This is a genomic window from Streptomyces sp. MMG1533, assembly GCF_001279775.1.
Taxonomy (GTDB): domain Bacteria; phylum Actinomycetota; class Actinomycetes; order Streptomycetales; family Streptomycetaceae; genus Streptomyces.
The window spans coordinates 119,550-135,635 of sequence record NZ_LGDG01000225.1; the positions used below are offsets into that span (position 1 = coordinate 119,550).

Annotated in this window: 17 protein-coding genes; 5 read left to right on the plus strand and 12 right to left on the minus strand. The window is 70.9% G+C overall.

Features of this window, described 5'->3' with window-relative positions:
• Positions 1–90 precede the first annotated feature (90 nt).
• The gene (locus tag ADK57_RS26840) at positions 91–2,334 is read left to right on the plus strand and encodes a glycoside hydrolase family 9 protein (RefSeq protein ID WP_053752151.1); all 2,244 of its coding nucleotides are present in this window, start codon (positions 91–93) and stop codon (positions 2,332–2,334) included.
• On the opposite strand, the gene ADK57_RS26845 is transcribed toward ADK57_RS26840, so the two are convergent.
• From ADK57_RS26845 to ADK57_RS26855, 3 genes are all read right to left on the minus strand, one after another.
• Positions 2,279–3,790 (minus strand): cytochrome b, encoded by a 1,512-nt coding sequence (locus ADK57_RS26845; RefSeq protein WP_053752152.1) that lies wholly within the window; start codon positions 3,788–3,790, stop codon positions 2,279–2,281. The genes ADK57_RS26840 and ADK57_RS26845 overlap by 56 nt on opposite strands.
• Positions 3,787–4,731 carry an RNA polymerase sigma factor SigJ gene (sigJ, locus tag ADK57_RS26850; protein WP_053752153.1) on the minus strand — a complete coding sequence of 315 codons (945 nt, stop codon included), beginning with the start codon at positions 4,729–4,731 and terminating at the stop codon, positions 3,787–3,789. Before sigJ ends, ADK57_RS26845 begins: the two co-directional genes overlap by 4 nt.
• 93 nt (positions 4,732–4,824) lie before the next feature.
• Positions 4,825–5,547 (minus strand): 2OG-Fe(II) oxygenase, encoded by a 723-nt coding sequence (locus tag ADK57_RS26855; protein WP_053752154.1) that lies wholly within the window; start codon positions 5,545–5,547, stop codon positions 4,825–4,827.
• Between the two features lie 183 nt (positions 5,548–5,730).
• Here ADK57_RS26855 and ADK57_RS26860 point away from each other — a divergent pair, with 183 nt between their 5' ends.
• The 3 genes from ADK57_RS26860 (at position 5,731) to ADK57_RS26870 (ending at position 8,491) form a co-directional block, all read left to right on the plus strand.
• Positions 5,731–5,976, plus strand: a complete 246-nt coding sequence (locus tag ADK57_RS26860) for a hypothetical protein (RefSeq protein ID WP_053752155.1) — start codon at positions 5,731–5,733, stop codon at positions 5,974–5,976.
• Between the two features lie 3 nt (positions 5,977–5,979).
• Complete coding sequence (locus tag ADK57_RS26865) at positions 5,980–6,357, plus strand: toxin Doc (RefSeq protein WP_053752156.1); 378 nt, start codon at positions 5,980–5,982, stop codon at positions 6,355–6,357.
• A gap of 511 nt (positions 6,358–6,868) precedes the next feature.
• Complete coding sequence (locus tag ADK57_RS26870; RefSeq protein ID WP_053752157.1) at positions 6,869–8,491, plus strand: RICIN domain-containing protein; 1,623 nt, start codon at positions 6,869–6,871, stop codon at positions 8,489–8,491.
• Between the two features lie 18 nt (positions 8,492–8,509).
• Here ADK57_RS26870 and ADK57_RS26875 read toward each other — a convergent pair whose 3' ends face one another.
• The 4 genes from ADK57_RS26875 to ADK57_RS26890 form a co-directional block, all read right to left on the minus strand.
• Positions 8,510–9,679 (minus strand): lactate 2-monooxygenase, encoded by a 1,170-nt coding sequence (locus ADK57_RS26875; RefSeq protein WP_053752158.1) that lies wholly within the window; start codon positions 9,677–9,679, stop codon positions 8,510–8,512.
• 90 nt (positions 9,680–9,769) lie between these two features.
• Positions 9,770–9,964 carry a hypothetical protein gene (locus tag ADK57_RS26880; protein WP_053752159.1) on the minus strand — a complete coding sequence of 65 codons (195 nt, stop codon included), beginning with the start codon at positions 9,962–9,964 and terminating at the stop codon, positions 9,770–9,772.
• A gap of 29 nt (positions 9,965–9,993) precedes the next feature.
• Positions 9,994–11,589 carry a purine-cytosine permease family protein gene (locus ADK57_RS26885; RefSeq protein ID WP_053752160.1) on the minus strand — a complete coding sequence of 532 codons (1,596 nt, stop codon included), beginning with the start codon at positions 11,587–11,589 and terminating at the stop codon, positions 9,994–9,996.
• A gap of 250 nt (positions 11,590–11,839) precedes the next feature.
• A complete protein-coding gene (locus tag ADK57_RS26890; protein ID WP_053752161.1) occupies positions 11,840–12,391 on the minus strand; it encodes a hypothetical protein in 552 nt (183 codons plus the stop codon).
• Positions 12,392–12,724: 333 nt separating this feature from the next.
• Between ADK57_RS26890 and ADK57_RS26895 the strand changes: the two genes are divergently transcribed.
• The gene (locus ADK57_RS26895) at positions 12,725–13,159 is read left to right on the plus strand and encodes a protease inhibitor (RefSeq protein WP_053752162.1); all 435 of its coding nucleotides are present in this window, start codon (positions 12,725–12,727) and stop codon (positions 13,157–13,159) included.
• 135 nt (positions 13,160–13,294) lie between these two features.
• Here the strand turns inward: ADK57_RS26895 and ADK57_RS26900 are convergent, their stop codons facing one another.
• The 5 genes from ADK57_RS26900 to ADK57_RS26920 form a co-directional block, all read right to left on the minus strand.
• Entirely contained in the window at positions 13,295–13,672 is a 378-nt protein-coding gene (locus ADK57_RS26900; protein ID WP_063786012.1) for an STAS domain-containing protein, read from the minus strand.
• Positions 13,673–13,814: 142 nt separating this feature from the next.
• Positions 13,815–14,012 (minus strand): CDGSH iron-sulfur domain-containing protein, encoded by a 198-nt coding sequence (locus ADK57_RS26905; RefSeq protein WP_053752164.1) that lies wholly within the window; start codon positions 14,010–14,012, stop codon positions 13,815–13,817.
• Positions 13,993–14,658 (minus strand): HemK2/MTQ2 family protein methyltransferase, encoded by a 666-nt coding sequence (locus tag ADK57_RS26910; RefSeq protein WP_234390427.1) that lies wholly within the window; start codon positions 14,656–14,658, stop codon positions 13,993–13,995. The genes ADK57_RS26905 and ADK57_RS26910 overlap by 20 nt, the downstream gene beginning before the upstream one ends.
• A 21-nt stretch (positions 14,659–14,679) precedes the next feature.
• Entirely contained in the window at positions 14,680–15,693 is a 1,014-nt protein-coding gene (locus ADK57_RS26915) for an iron-containing redox enzyme family protein (RefSeq protein WP_053752165.1), read from the minus strand.
• 193 nt (positions 15,694–15,886) lie between these two features.
• Positions 15,887–16,066, minus strand: coding sequence for a hypothetical protein (locus ADK57_RS26920; protein ID WP_053752204.1), 180 nt, complete (start codon positions 16,064–16,066; stop codon positions 15,887–15,889).
• Positions 16,067–16,086 lie beyond the last annotated feature (20 nt).

Consider the following 16,086-nt stretch of genomic DNA (forward strand, 5'->3'; position numbering starts at 1 on the left):
TGTCATGCCTCCAACAAACATGGCCTGCGTCCGCATCTGGGAGCGCTCCCACGACGAGCGTCACCCGCACCTCCCCTGAGGAGCCCAGACGTGAAACGACGCAGAACCGCCTTGCTCTCCCTGACGGCCCTGATGGGGGCGGCACTGGTGGGCCTCCCCGCCCCCGGGGCCGCCGCAGACGAGGTCGAACAGGTCAAGAACGGCACCTTCGACACCACCACCGCCCCCTGGTGGACCACCAGCAACGTCACCGCGGGCCTGTCCGAGGGACAGCTCTGCGCGGACGTGCCGGGCGGCACCGCCAACCGCTGGGACGCCGCCGTCGGCCAGAACGACCTCACCCTGGTGAAGGGGGAGTCGTACAAGTTCTCCTTCACCGCGAACGGTTCGCCCGACGGACACGCCGTGCGCGCGATCGTCGGCCTGTCGGCGGCGCCGTACGACACCTACTTCGAGGTGACCCCGCAACTGAGCGTGTCGGGGAACGCGTACTCCTACACGTTCACTTCACCCGTCGACACCGCCCAGGGGCAGGTCGGCTTCCAACTCGGCGGCAGCGCCGACCCGTTCCGCTTCTGCATGGACGACGTGTCCCTGCTGGGCGGGGTGCCGCCCGAGGTGTACGAGCCCGACACCGGACCCCGGGTGCGCGTCAACCAGGTCGCCTATCTGCCCGCGGGCCCGAAGAACGCCACGCTGGTCACGGACGCGACCACGAAACTGCCCTGGCAGCTGAAGAACGCCGGTGGCGCGGTGGTCGCCCAGGGCTGGACCGTGCCGCGCGGCACCGACGCCTCCTCCGGGCAGAACGTCCACTCGATCGACTTCGGCGCCTACAAGAAGCAGGGCACGGGCTTCACCCTGGTCGCCGACGGCGAGAGGGGCCGCCCCTTCGACATCGGCACGGGCGCCTACGAGAAGCTGCGCCTGGACGCCGCGAAGTACTACTACACGCAGCGCAGCGGCATCGCGATCCGCGACGACCTGCGCCCGGGCTACGCCCGCCCCGCCGGCCACGTCGACGTGGCGCCCAACCAGGGCGACTCGGACGTGCCGTGTCAGCCGGGCGTCTGCGACTACTCACTGGACGTCACCGGTGGCTGGTACGACGCCGGCGACCACGGCAAGTACGTCGTCAACGGCGGCATCTCCACCTGGGAACTGCTGAGCACCCACGAGCGCTCCCTGACGGCCCGCACCGGACAGCCGGCCAAGCTGGGCGACGGCTCGCTCGCCATCCCGGAGAGCGGCAACAAGGTGCCGGACATCCTCGACGAGGTCCGCTGGGAACTGGACTTCCTGCTGAAGATGCAGGTGCCGGACGGGCAACCGCTGGCCGGGATGGCCCACCACAAGATCCACGACGAACAGTGGACCGGCCTGCCGCTGCTGCCCGGCGACGACCCGCAGAAGCGCGAACTGCACCCGCCGAGCACCCAGGCGACGCTGAACCTGGCGGCGACGGCCGCGCAGGCGGCCCGGCTTTTCCGGCCCTACGACAAGGCGTTCGCGACGAAGGCCCTGGCCGCCGCACGCAAGGCCTGGAGCGCGGCCCTCGCCCACCCCGCGATGTACGCCGACCCCAACGACGGCATCGGCGGCGGCGCCTACCCCGACTCCGACGCCACGGACGAGTTCTACTGGGCGGCGGCCGAGCTGTATCTGACCACGGGGGAGAAGGCGTTCGCCGACCACGTTCTCGCCTCGCCCGTGCACACGGCCGACATCTTCGGCCCCCTCGGCTACGACTGGGCCAGGACGGCGGCAGCGGCCCGCCTCGACCTCGCGACCGTGCCGAGCAGACTGCCCGGCCGGGACAAGGTGAGGCAGTCGGTGATCAAGGGCGCGGACCGCTACCTGACCACGCTCACGTCACAGGCCTACGGCATGCCGTACGCACCCGCCGACAACCTCTACGACTGGGGCTCCAACCACCAGATCCTGCACAACGCCGTCGTCATCGCCACCGCGTACGACATCAGCGGCGCCTCGAAGTACCGTGACGGGGCCGTCCAGAGCATGGACTACATCCTCGGCCGCAACGCGCTGAACATGTCGTACGTGACCGGCTACGGCGAGGTCGACTCCCATAACCAGCACAGCCGTTGGTACGCCCACCAGCTCGACCCCGCCCTCCCGGCCCCGCCCGACGGGACCCTCGCGGGCGGACCGAACTCGAGCATCCAGGACCCCTACGCACAGAGCAAACTCCAAGGCTGCGTCGGCCAGTTCTGCTACATCGACGACATCCAGTCCTGGTCGACCAACGAGCACACCATCAACTGGAACTCGGCCCTGACCCGGATGGCGTCCTTCGTGGCGGACCAGGGATAGGGGCGGGCGGCTCGTGCTCCACGAGTTCCCCGGGCCGCTCGTGGGCGGTCAGGGTGTGGAGCCGGGCCGGATCGAGCGGCTGGTGCACCTCGACGTACTCGCCGTGCGGCAGCCGCTTGATCACGCCGGTCTCGCGACCGTGCAACACCAGCTCCCTGTCCCGGAGTCGGAGCCCGAGGCAGATGCGCCGGGTGGCGACGAAGACGACCGCCGGGACGACGAACACCGAGATCCGGACCGCCCACGTGACCGTGTTGATCGAGAGATGGAGACGGGTCGCCACGATGTCGTTGCCTCCGCCCGCCAGCAGGATCAGGTAGGCGCTGATCCAGGCCGCGCCGATCGCCGTGCGGACGGGCCGGTTGCGCGGGCGGTCGAGGAGGTGGTGCTCCCGCCGGTCGCCCGTGATCCGGGCCTCCAGGAACGGATATACGCCGATGAACAGCAGGAGGAGCGGGAAGACGACGATCGGGATCAGCACACCGAGGACGAGTGTGTGGCCCCACAGCGTGATCTCCCACCCCGGCATGATCCGGACCAGGCCCTCGGCGAAACCCAGATACCAGTCGGGCTGGGCGCCCGTCGAGACCTGGTCGGCGCGGAAGGGGCCGTACGCCCAGACGGGATTGATCGTCGCCACGGCCGCGATCAGCGCGAGCACCCCGAAGACGAGGAAGAAGAATCCGCCCGCCTTCGCCATGTACACCGGCATGAACGGGGCGCCGACGACGTTGCGTTCGGTCCGTCCGGGACCCGCGAACTGCGTGTGCTTGTGGTACACGACCAGCAGGAGGTGGGCCACCACGAGCGCCGCCATGATGCCCGGGATCACCAGGACGTGCAGCGAGTAGAACCGGGCCACGATGTCGTGGCCCGGGAACTCGCCGCCGAACAGGAACATCGAGAGATACGTGCCCACGATCGGGACCGACAGCAGGGCACCGTCGACGAACCTGAGCCCGGTGCCCGACAGCAGATCGTCCGGCAGCGAGTAGCCGAACAGGCCCTCGAAGAGGCCGAGGAACAGCAGCGCCCAGCCGAACAGCCAGTTGATCTCCCGCGGTTTGCGGAACGACCCCGTGAAGAAGTGCCGCATCATGTGCGTGAGCATCCCGGCCACGAAGACCAGCGCCGCCCAGTGGTGCAGCTGCCGGATCAGCAGGCCGCCACGCACGTCGAAGCTGATGTCCAGGGTGGAGGCGTACGCCTCGGACATGCGGACGCCGTTGAGCGGGGTGTAACTGCCGTGGTACGTCACCTCGTTCATCGACGGATGGAAGAAGAGCGTGAGCCACACGCCGGTGAGGATCAGGACGAGGAAGCTGTACAGACAGATCTCGCCGAGCAGGAAGGACCAGTGGTCGGGGAAGACCTTGCGCAGGTACCGCCTGCCGAGGGTGTGGATGCCGAGTCGGCCGTCGAACCAGTCGGCCACCCGCTCGCCCTTGCCTGTCACGTCTCCTCCCGGTGCACGTGTGTGAGCTTCTGGGGGTTCGTCACGATGTAGACGCCCGAGACCTGGTCGCCCTCCGGGGTGAGGTCCATGACCATCACCGCGTACGGCGAGTCGCCGTCGAAGACCACCGCCGCGTCGTCGCCGTTGACGCGGCGGTAGCGCAGGTCGAGGTGGCGAGGGCCGTGCCGGCCCGCGTAGCCGGTGATGAGGCGGACGGCCTTGTCCCGGCCGTGCACCGGTCGCAGTCCCGCCGGTTTGCGCAAGCCCCCGCCGTCCGTCCACACCGTGACGTCCGGCGCCAGGATCTCCATCAGTTCCGCGATGTCCCCGCCGAGCGCGGCCCGCACGAACCGCTCGGTCGCCTCCCGTCGCACCCGCGGATGCGCCCGGTACAGCGGCCGCCGCGCGTGCACATGGGCCCGCGCGCGATGCGCCAGCTGCCGTACGGCCGCCGGGGTACGGTCGATGATCTCCGCGATCTCGGTGTGGGCGTACCCGAACACCTCGTTGAGCACGAACACCGCCCGTTCCAGCGGCGTGAGGGACTCCAGCACCACCAGCATCGCCATCGACACGGCCTCGGCACGCAACGCCGGGTCCTCGGCCCCGTTGTCCTCTTCGGCGACCAGCGGCTCGGGCAGCCATGGGCCGACGTACGTCTCCCGGCGGCGGCTGATCGCGGCACGGCGGGACAGGGCGTGGTTGACGGCGATCCGGACGAGATACGCCCGCGGGTTGTCGATCCCGTCGAGTGAGCCGCCGCCGCGCCGCCCCGTCCACGACAACCAGGTCTCCTGCAGCACGTCCTCGGTGTCGGCGACACTGCCCAGCATGTTGTAGACGACGCCGAACAACAGCTCGCGATGTCCGACGAACAGACCGCCCGCGTCGACCGGTCTCCCCTCGGTCTCGGGAATGTCGGGAACGGACTGCTCGGACATGTGTGGGCCTCCCCAGTGGCTCGCTCACCACTACGAGGGCCGGCGGGGGCCGGAATGTGACATCAGGCCGGTGGAATGTGACCCGCGTCTCACCTAGGACGCGTCGTGGAAGACGATCCCCAGCGCGTGGCGGCGACCCGAGCGCACCACGCTGACCCCGTGCCGCATCGCCCCGGCCGACCAGCCCCGCCGGGTGCGCACCGGGCGGTCCCGGGTCGTGAAGACCAGCCCGTGACCTTGACGGAGCGCGGTCGCGGTGCCCCGGGACTGGGCGCGGGGACGCTGCTCCACCATCAGGAACTCGCCGCCCGTGTAGTCCGTGCCGTACTCGTCGAGGCCGACGACCACCTGGAGCGGGAAGAGCATCTCGCCGAACACGTCCCGGTGCAGCGCGTTCCAGTCGCCCTGCCCGTACCGCAGCAGGATCTGCGCCGAGCGGTCCTGCCCGGCCGCGTGACACCGCGCCAGCCACTCCTCGAGCGAGTCCGGCCAGGGTGCCGGCCGGCCGAGCCGGGCCGCCCAGTCGCGGGCGACGGGCAGCAGGCGCGGATAGAGCGCCGCGCGCAGGGCACTCACCGGCGCGGGCAGGTCGTGCGTGAAGTAGCGGTACTCCCCGGATCCGAACCGGTGCCGCGCCATGTCGACCGTGGTCCGGAACAGCTCCGGCTTCTCGTGGAGCGCCGCCAGATCACGGCATTCGGCGGGTGTCAGCAGCCGCCCGGTCGACGCGCAGCCGTGCTCGTCCAGTTCTGCGGCGAGCACGGTCCAGTCGGTGTCGGTGACCCGGCTGCGGGCCCGGTCGGTGGTGAGGGTCATGACCTCGCCCCTCTGCTTCCTCGTCCTGTGCCGTTCGTGGTTTCCCGTCCACGAGTCTGCTGTCCCGTCCGCCCCGCGTCCGGCGGGAATCGGACACGGTGTTCCCGTCCTTCCGGTACCGGTGCGCCACCTGCTTGACCTGGGCATATTTACGAGTAAGTACCCGAGCGGTACCGTGAGGGCATGCCAGCTCTCAACGTGGAGTTCAGCGACCGCGAGCTAGAGGACCTGCGGCAGATAGCCAAGGAGCGGGGTACGTCCATGAAGGCTCTCGTGCGGGAGGCGGCCGCCGCCGACATCGCCCGGCACCGAGCGCTGCAGGAGGGCGCGGAGGCGTTCCGCCGGTTCTTCGCGTCCCACGCCGACGAGTTCGCGGAGGCTTTCCCGGACGACGAACCGTCCGCCAAGGGCGAGGGGCGGGTCGCCTGACTCATGGCTCCCGTCGTTCACATCGACGTGCCCTGGCTGCTCCAGCGGCACGAAGAGGTCCTGCCCGAGCAGCCCACGATCAACGACTTCTCCGCCTTAGTCGCCGCCGTCGCCCGGCACCGCGTCGACCCGCCCCGCCTCGGCGTGGACTCCGACCCGGCCTGGCGGGCAGCCGCGCTGCTGCACACCCTCGCCCTGCTCAAGCCGCTGCCGTCGGCCAACGCCCGCTTCGCCTGCGCGACAGCCGTGGCGTACATGTTCGTCAGCGGCGTCGGCATCGACCCGCCCTACGGCGCCCTCGTCGACCTCGCCCGCGACCTGATCTCCGGCAAGACGGACGTCTACGGCGCGGCCGACCGGCTGCGTTCCTGGCAGATCTGACGCTCCCCGGGTGCCGGCCCGCCGCCCGCCCCCGGGGCCGCCGGCCGAGGGCGGGAGGAACGGGGCCGGCGGCCGACTTCGCGCAGGAGAGCCGCCGTCCTGCGCGGGGGCCTCCGAGGAAAAGGCCGGTTCCAGTGCACTACGCGGCGGTGTGCGCCGGGAGCGTGCGTACCGCTCCGGCGCGTGCGCGTGATTCACACGGGGCGCATACGAGGGCGAAAGCCGGTACCGGCTCGATGAGTTGCCCGCTGCCTCGTAGCCGTATCTGACTTTCTTTCAATGGTGTGGATGTTTCCCAAGTGCCTTGTTGGTCATGAGTGACTGTGCCAGGGTGAACAACCGGTGTGGGGGGTAAGGGCCGGCTCGGATTCGTCCCGTGGGGAACCGGGATGGACGGAGGTTGGTGAATTCATGCTCCTCGCGTCGCGCCCGAAAGGTGAGCGCCGGTCCGGGCTCCTTTCCGGCGACCAGAACTTCTGTGTCCCCATGCGCGTGGGAAGGAATCCGCTCAGTGCCCACCCCCCACCCCCCTCGCCCTCCTTACCCCCAGGCCGGCGGGGTTCCCGAAGAATCCGACGAGATCCTCGGCGCCGCGCTGAGAGGCCGCACGGACATCGAGGTCGGCAAGTCCGTCGCGCTGCTCATGGCTCGGCACTGGCATCCGGCCCACGAGTACGCGGCGATCTGTCTGGCCTCCCCGGAGGACACCGCCTCCATGGTCACCGCCGCCGCCTTTCACCAGGTCTTCGACCGGCTGACCCTCGGCGAGCCGGCCGTGGCGCTGCGCCCGCGGCTTCTGGTGACCGTGCGGGACACGGTCAGACAGTGGTCGGCCGAGGACCGGATATCCGCAGTCATGCCGGAGTTGGGGAAACCCGCCGGAGGCCGCGGTATGCGCGTGGCCAAGTCCCTGACGCCCGAAAATCGCAAGTTGGCGGAGCGTTCATTCCATGCGCTTCCCGGACTCGCACGGTGTTTGCTGTGGCACGTCGAGGTCGAGGCGGAGGGTATTGCCGTCCCCGCCGCACTCCTTGGCATGGATACCGACACCGCGTCGGCCGCTCTCGAACAGGCGCGTGAAAAACTCCGCGAAGGTTGTGTACATGCCCATCGGGAACTCGCGCCGACGAAGGATTGCCGCTTCTACAACCGACTCCTCGACGTTCCCATTCGCCGCGGCGGGGCCCTGCTGCCGGATGTCCAGCAGCATCTGGGGGAGTGCCGCCACTGCCGAAACGCCGCCGAACAACTGAGCCATTTCGAGGGCGGTTTGGGTGTGCTGCTCGCCGAGGCGGTGCTCGGCTGGGGCGGCCGACGCTATCTGGAGTCCCGACCGGGCCGGACGGAGCAGCCTCCCCGCACGCGCGGATCCTCCCGGCACGGCGGCGGACGCCGTCGTCTGCTGGCGGGGATCCCCGCTCCCGGCCGCCGGATCCCGGGCGGACTGCGCTCCTCGAGGACGCTCCTGACGGGTGTGGGCCTGGCCTCCGCAGGACTGCTCGCGACCGTACTCGTCGCCAGTCTGTGGTCGGACGAGGACGGCGTCGACCCGGCCGCCTCCACCAGCGCGTCCGGCGGCGTCGGCGCCGCCCCGGGCGCCGGTTCCCAGGCCCCGCCGACGGCGTCCTCCGGCACCGCCCAGCTCCCCGGCACGCCGGGACGCACCAGACTGCGCAACATCGGCGCCGACCTGTGCCTCGACATCACGGGCGAGCCGAAGCCCGGGGCGGGTACGGAGCTGGCGGCATGTTCGTCCGCCCCGACACAGCAGTGGTCGTACGAGAGCGACGGGCTGCTGCGCAGCGTGGCCGACCCCGACCTGTGTCTCGACTCGCACGCCGACGCGGGCGTGGTCATCCTCGGCAGGTGCGCCGGGGACAAGGCCAAGCGGTCCTACGACGTGCGCTACGACCTCACCGTGCAGGGCGAGTTACTGCCCCGCTGGGACGAGCAGCTCGCCCTCGCCTCCACCACCGACGACCCGGGCGCCGACATCGTCGTCAAGGTCCGCGACGGCTCCGCCGAGCAGCGCTGGCTGACCGACCCGGCCTCGACGGCCACCCCCGGTTCGCTGTCGGTCACCGGGACCCAGACGCCCGGCGCGCGGGTGGTGGGGCTGGCGGACCGGACCTAGGCAGGGCCTTCCCGGCTCTCATGCCGGCTCCTCCACCAGGTCGGCGGGGCCGACGCTCGCCGGTGTGGCGTGGCCGGACAGGGCCAGGGTGAGGTCCAACTCCGCGAGCAGACAGCGGATCACGTGCTCGACGCCCGCCTGGCCGTCGAGTCCGAGACCGTAGACGTACGGCCGTCCGACGCAAACCGCCCGGGCGCCCAGGGCGAGGGCCTTGAAGACGTCGTCGCCCGTGCGGACGCCGCTGTCGAACAGAACGGTCAGCCGGTCGCCGACCGCTGCCGCGACCCGCGGCAGCGCGTCGGCCGCCGCGACCGAGCCGGCCACCTGACGGCCGCCGTGGTTGGACACCACCACGCCGTCCATCCCGGCGTCGGCGGCGAGCCGGGCGTCGTCCGGGTGCAGGACGCCCTTGAGGACGATCGGGCCGTCCCAGTTCTCCCGCAGGAACGCCAGGTCCGGCCAGGTCTTGGCGGGATCCGCGAACATGCCGACGAAGTGCATCACCGCCGCGTTCGGATCCTCGTGCACCGGCTTCGCCAGGCCCGCCCGGAAGGCCGGGTCGGAGAAGTAGTTGGCGGTGCCCACGCCGTGCAGGAACGGCAGATACGCCTGGTCGAGGTCGCGGGGCCGCCAGGACAGGAGGGGGGTGTCGAGGGTGACGACCAGTGCCGTGAACCCGGCCGCCCTCGCCCGGGCGAGGAAGCTCCGGGCCACCTCGGGGTCCTTCGGCCAGTACAGCTGGAACCAGCGCTCGGCGTCCCCCATCGCCTCGGCGACCTGCTCCATCGGCGTGCTGGACGCCGAGGACAGGATGTACGGCACGCCCTGCGCGGCGGCGGCCCGGGCGGCGGCCGACTCGGCCTCCGGGTGCATGATCGACAGCACGCCGACCGGCGCCAGGGCCAGCGGTGCGGGCAGAGCGCGGCCCAGCACCTCGACGGACAGGTCCCGTTCGTGGACGTCCCGCAGCATGCGCGGCACGATCCGGCGGCGCTCCAGAGCGGCCCGGTTGGCGCGGGCCGTGCTGCCGTCACCCGCGCTGCCCGCCACATAACCGACCGGGCCGGGGCCGAGCCGCTGCTCGGTCAGCTCCTCCAGCCGGGTCAGATCGGTGGGCAGGCGGGGTACGGCGCCCGACATCCCGTTCAGATAGATCTCGTACTGGAAGTCCGCCCAGTGCTTGCCCATCGGTACCGCCCCGCCTCTCCTCGTCGAGCAGCGTCGCCCCGACCATACCGGCGAGTACGCTCAGCTCCGCTTACCGGGGCGGACGAGGCGTCAGGGTCCGGCGGCCGACTCGTGCAGGACGCGGGCCGGCTCGCGCGGCTGCGAGAACATCGGCCGGTTCCGATCCGTCGGCTGCCCCACCGGGATGCCCGAGTAGCTGTGCCCGGCCACGACGGCCTCGCGCAGTCCGAAGCGCTCGGCCTCGCCCACGACGGCCTGGCCATGGGTCTGCTGCCCGGCGGGCATCCCTTGCCTCCCGGAGAGGGCGGACAGGGTCAGGGGGTGGACCCGTGCCCGGCCGCGCGCAGTTCGGCCGCGGTCTTCTCGGCCTGTGCCCCGGGACCGGTGATCGGCGGCACCGGGGTGTCGACGGTACGGGCCAGCCGCGCCCCCTCGGGGCCGTAGGCGGCCCGGGGTTCGGGGAACAGCCTCAGCATGGCCAGGTACAGCACCGCGGACACGACCAGCGACAGCGGCAGGCTGATGTCGACGCCGTTCGCCAGATCGCCCAGCGGGCCGACGAACTGTCCCGGGATGTCGGTGAAGAGCACTCCGACGAGCGCCGACACCCACCAGGCGGTCATGCCGCGCCAGTTCCAGCCGTGCGCGAACCAGTAACGGCCGCCGCGCTGACGGCGGTTGAAGACCTGCAGCGCCTCCGGGTCGTACCAGCCGCGCCGGACGTGGAAGCCAAGGATCATCACGACCATCCACGGCGTGGTGCAGGTGATGATCATCGTGGCGAAGGTCGAGATCGACTGCACGAGGTTCAGCCCGAAGCGCCCGACGAAGATGAACGCGATGGACAACACGCCGACCAGCACCGTCGCCTGCACCCGGGACAGCCGCGGGAACACCGAGGAGAAGTCGAGCCCGGTGCCGTACAGCGAGGTCGTGCCCGTGGACATGCCGCCGATCAGCGCCAGCAGACACACCGGGAGGAAGAACCAGCCGGGCGAGATCGCCAGCAGCCCGCCCACGAAGTCGGGGGCGGCGGGATCGACGTACTCCGGCGCCTTCCTGGCGATGATGCTCGCGGTCGCCAGGCCGAAGACGAACGGCAGCAGCGTCGCGATCTGCGACAGGAACGCGGCGCCGACGACCCGGCGGCGCGGGGTGCTCGCCGGGATGTAGCGCGACCAGTCGCCGAGGAACGCCCCGAACGACACCGGGTTCGACAGCACGATCAGCGCCGCGCCGATGAAGGACGGCCAGAACAAGGCGTCGGTCGCCGCGTCCGCCGAGTCGGTGAACACGCCCGCGTACGAAGGGTCGAAGTCGCCGGCGAAGGCGATCGCGCCGAGCAGGAACAGGACGGTCGCCGAGGCCACCGCGACCTTGTTGACGAACAGCATGAACCGGAAGCCGTACACGCACACCGCGAGGACCAGCCCGGCGAACAGCGCGTACGCGACGCCGTACGACACATCGCTGCGCTCCAGGCCGAAGAGCCGGTGCGCGCCGCCGACCAGGGCGTCGCCGGAGCTCCACACCGAGATGGAGAAGAAGGCGATCGCGGTGAGCAGAGAGAGGAAGGAGCCGACCACCCGGCCGTGCACACCGAGGTGCGCGGACGACGAGACGGCGTTGTTGGTGCCGTTGACCGGACCGAACACCGCCATCGGGCACAGGATCAGCGCACCCACGACGACTCCGAGGAGCGTGGCCGCGAGCCCCTGCCAGAAGGACAGGCCGAACAGGATCGGGAAGGCGCCGAGCACACAGGTGGAGAAGGTGTTGGCGCCGCCGAAGGCGAGCCGGAACAGGTCGAGAGGGCTCGCGCTGCGGTCCGCGTCGGGGATGCGGTCGACGCCGTGCGTCTCGACCTCCGTCAGGGACGGCGCGGGGGAGGTGTCGGGCTGCGGGGACAAGGGGGCTCCAGCGAGGGGACGGCGGTGGAGCGCGTGGTGGCGCGGTGGCGAGGACGGCCGCTCGCCGTCGCCGGGGTGTGGGATGCGAACGGATGCCGTCCTCTTCGGGATCTGCCGACCGTAAGGCCGTGCACGAGACCCGCACCAGAGGACGGTTCATCCATCCTGCGGGGCGCAATTGTGCGAATCATCCACCTCTCGGCTCATCCACCTCTCGGCTCATCCACCTCCCGGCTCATCCACCTCCCGGTCACTCGCCGTCCGTGGCGGGGTCCTGCGGCTCGGCGTCGGGACCCTGGGCCCGCACCCGCTGGACGTGTTCGAGGGAGTCCCGCAGTTCGGCGAGCCAGTCGTCGGTGTGGCGCTGCACCAGGCGGACGCACCAGGCGAGGGCGTCGCTGCGGCTGCGGGCGACGCCTCCGGCCACGAGGGTGTCCAGGACCTGGCGTTCGGGCTGGCGCAGCCGGGTCATCACGGGCGCGGCCACATGCGTGAACAGGACCCGCTCCCCGCCGCACTCCACGCCCCAGGACACCTTCCGGCGGAACCGGTGCTCGGCTTCCTGCGCCACCGCCATCCGGGCCTCCCGGGTGCGCTCCCGGAACTCCTGGACCCGGCCCTGGACGGCCGCCTCCCGCTCGGCGGCCGAGACGTCCTCGGCGAGCCCGGGTTCGGGGATGCGGCCGATCACGGTGATCTCCTCGCGGTCGACAGTCACCTCGACCAGGGCCTCGAAGAGGTCGTCCGGCACTCGGCCGGCGAACCAGCCGCGCAGCTTCTCCAGCTGCTCTGTAGTAATCATGTAATCACGATTACTCCGACCGAACATGAACACAAGGGGCGGAACGGAAGTGCGCTCAGGGCTGAAGCGGAATGTTTCAGGACTATTAAGTGACGGGGGGAATCCGGCCATCCGGCCGGAATGGGCGATCAAGAACCGCGCGGTTCCTGGAAGAGGGCGTTCGAATTCAGTTACTTCACGCCACTGATTCAACACGCAAGGTTACTGAAACCGGTGGGGTCGATGTGAGTTTCGGTGCCGGACTCGGCAGACTCGCGCTCGCCGCACCGGCACCGACCGAGCCGGATCGCGGCGCACCGACATCTCGTCGAATCAAGCGGAAGGATGCACACAATGCGGAACACCGCGCGCTGGGCAGCAACTCTGGGTCTCACGGCCACCGCCGTCTGCGGACCCCTGACAGGCGCCGCCCTCGCCGAACCGTCCACCGCCCCGTCAGCGCTCTACGCCCCCTCGGCCCTGGTGTTCACCATGGGTCACGGCGACAGCGCGGCCACCGTCACCCCGGAACGCGCGGTCACCCTCACCTGCGCCCCCACCGCCTCCGGCACCCACCCGGCCGCCTCCTCGGCCTGCGCGGAACTGCGCGCCGCCGACGGGGACTTCGACGCCCTGGCGGTCAGAGACGGCGTCCTGTGTACCAAGGAGTACGACCCCGTCGTCGTCACGGTCGACGGTGTCTGGCGTGGCCAGCGAGTCTCCTACCAGCGCACCTTCGCCAACGAGTGCGTGAAGAGCTTCCACGGGAGCAGCGTCTTCACGTTCTGAGAGACCGGGATCGCACGTTCTTCGTGGCTGTCCCGAGGGGCCTGCAGATGGGGAGTGCGAACCCCTGTCACGGAGACCTGTGATCCCGCACCGGGGATCGGCGGGCGGAGTGGGGCCGCCCGCCGATCCCTCGGGTCACTCGCCGTCCTTCCCGGGGGGAATTCCCGGCAGTGGAGGGAAGCGGCCCAACAGGCCTGTGGCGCGCAGGAGCTGGTGGATGTGCGGCCGGTCGCTGACGAGGCGGAGCCGGCCCCCGCGCTGCCGGGTCCGGGTCTCGGCCCGGCACAGCACGCGCAGGCCGGAGCAGTCGAAGAAGTCGACGCGCCGCAGGTCCACCAGCACGTCCGGTTCGGGGCCCGCCGTCGCCGCGTCCAGGTACGCCACCAGGAAGCCGGCCGAGGCCAGGTCGATCTCGCCCGTGACCTCGACCACCGTGAAGCGTCCGTCCGCCCGGATACGGGCATGGGGGTTCGACGCAGGGGCTTCGAAGGCGCGGTCGTCCGCGTCCGGCATGTCCGCTCCACCTCGGCAGGGGCGCATTCGATCTCGGTAGCTACCCCGCTGCGGCGCGAACCATCCCCACGGCGGCCGCCACAAGATCTGGTTCACTCGACCAGGTGAACTTCCGTCGATTCAATTGACGAATCGCGTGTTTCTAGCCCCGGTCGCGGTGGCTGGTGTCGCACCAGGGATACCGCCGACTGCGGCGGCAGGTGCACAGGGCCACCCGGAAGCGGTCGGAGGAGACCGTGGTGCCGTCCTCCAGTTCCACTACCACCGGTCCCTCCACCAGCAGTGGGCCGCGGCGCTGCACGGTGATCCGGCGGGACTTGTCAGACGGGGAGTTCGGCACGGACGACCACCAGCTCTTCCTTCTCCTCGGCGGGTGCCAGCAGGCCGCGCTCCCGCAGCCAGTGCTCCCGCCCGCGCAGCACCGGACCGAACGCGATCCTCCGGCGCAGGGTCACGGATGCCTTCAGTCCGGCCGTGCGCAGATGGTCCAGCGTCCGGCCGGGGTCGCTCAGCGCGGAGTGCACGATCAGCAGGACGCCCCCGGGGCGCAACAGGGCGGGCGCCTCCCGGCAGATCCGGTCCAGCACGAACCGTCCGTCACGGCCGGCGTCCCAGGCCCGGGACGCCCCGCGCGACAGCCGCACACCCAAGGGTGTCGGCACATACGGCGGGTTGGTCAGGATGAGGTCGAACGACTGGTCCCGTACGGGACCGAAGAGGTTCCCGCGCCGGATGTCGACCGGCAATCCCGCCAGCCAGGCGTTCAGCCGTGCCGTGCAGACGGCCCGCCAGGACACGTCCACCGCGGTCACGCGGGTGCCGCGGCGCGCGGCATCGAGCGCCAGCGCACCCGACCCGGTGCCCACGTCGAGCACCTCCGCGCCCGGTGGAAGCGGCTCTTCCGACAGGGCCCCGGCGAGTAGGGCAGTGTCCTCCTGGGGGGCGTAGACACCCGGCAGGACCAACGGCAGTACCAGTGGATTCACCCCGCCCGGGTACCCCGGCAATCAGGAGGTATGGGGTATTTCGGAAGTCGGAGGTATGCGCAGTGACGACCGTCCGGCCCGCCAGTCGGTGAGCAGACGGGCGGCCAGGCGGTCCTCGACGTGTTCCGTGGCGTCGATGCCGAAAGCGACGTCGGCCGCCAGATGCGGCTCCTCGGCCAGCAGCCCGCCGATGACCTCGTGGCGTACGACCTGCTCGTGCACCGCGTCGGCCTCGACGTGCTCGTCGTAGAAGAACTCGGCGGCCCCTCCGGCGCCGGTACGCCGCATCGCTTCGGCCAGGCGCCGGGAACCCGGCGACGACGTGATCTCGACCGCCGCGAAGTGGCCCACCAGCGCGCCCCGCAGGGATCGGTGCAGACCGAAGAGGGACATGAGGTTCACCGTGGCCAGCACCTCCGCGGAGGCCGCGTCGAGGTAGCAGCCGTACGTCGTGTCGAGGTCCAGGTCCGCCATCAGGTCGGCGAACAGCCGCGCGTGCACTCGGTCGGGGCGGCCGCCGCCGTACTCGTCGAACTCCACCGCCGCCATGCCCGCCTTGGCCCGGCCCCACAGCCGCGGCAGCACCCAGGCGTGCGGATCGGCCTCTTTCAGGTGGTACAGCGAGCGCTGCGCGGCGTACTCGCGCAGCTGCCACAGCTCGCCCTCCTTGCGCAGGTAGTGGCTGACGCCCGTGCCGTCGACCGGTTCGACCAGGAGCTCCGCGAGCGCGTCCTCCACGCTCTCGTGCGGGGCGGTGTCGCCGCGCAGGGCCGACAGGAAGCGGTGCTCCAGCGCGGCGCGGGTGCGCAGCAGGTCCGGGTCCCATTCGAGGTCCGGGGCGACGCCTTCGAAACCGCGGTAGTGCAGCTCGTAGCAGAGGTACAGGGCGAGCTGGAGGTCGTCGCCGTACACGGCCGCGCCCGCGACCTCCTCGTGGCGCGGCAGCGGTCCGGCACCCCGCAGATACTCCGCCACGGCTGCCGAGACCGGTCCGCGGGCGGACGGCAGCCGTGGTTCGCGGTTCTCGTGTGGCATGCGCCCCGGGTACCCCGGCCGCGCTGTGCCACCCACCTGCGGAGAGTCGTCCCCGGGACGGGGGCGGGCCGGTCGCCTGTACCCGGGGCGCGGGTGTGCTCGTCACCGGCACCGAGGACGGCGTGCGCCACATCGTCGGCGAGATCTCGGGCGCGCTCGCCGACCTCGGCTTGCCCGATCCCCGGACAGGAGGTCAGTCGCCCCCGGACTCCTCCTGGGCGCGGGTGTTCGGGGTGATGGCCTCCGCGGCCTCACCCCTGCGGCGCCGCCCCGCGGACTCCTGGGCGCGGGTCTCGGCCTCCTCCACCTCGCGCAGCACCTCTTCGAGCGCCGTTTCGGGCGGCGCGTCGGTCCGGTCGTTCTTCTTCGCCATCTTTGCCTTCTTCGCCTCGG